1 protein-coding gene is annotated in these 309 nt (G+C 50.2%); it reads right to left on the reverse strand.

Translation table 11 applies throughout. From position 1 onward, the window contains the following. Nucleotides 1-31: 31 nt before the first annotated feature. The coding region (gene crcB / locus KVT28_RS24810; RefSeq protein ID WP_217550794.1) for a fluoride efflux transporter CrcB at nucleotides 32-309 on the reverse strand (278 nt) is incomplete at its 5' end.

A 309-nucleotide genomic window follows, 5' to 3' on the forward strand; every position in this document is an offset into this window, starting at 1 on the left:
TACCTCTGAGGAGTTATTTCAAGCGCGATGGTTATCCGAGCAGATTGACCGCGGAAAAACCGGCGAAGGTCATCAGCAGCGAACCAATAACATGCACCATCACGCTCGCCATCGCCCAAAGGTATTTACCTGATTGTAGCAACCCAACAATTTCTGCAGAAAAAGTGGAAAAGGTGGTTAAACCGCCACACAAGCCAGTGACAATTAACAGTTTCCAAAAGGGATCGATATGCGGATTACGCACAAAGAAAGCCCGCGCCGCACCGATGATAAAACCGCCCACCAGATTCACCATCAAGGTGCCGGGCG

It is taken from the genome of Pantoea sp. GbtcB22 (assembly GCF_019091025.1).
In the GTDB taxonomy this organism is placed as follows: Bacteria; Pseudomonadota; Gammaproteobacteria; order Enterobacterales; family Enterobacteriaceae; genus Pantoea; species Pantoea leporis.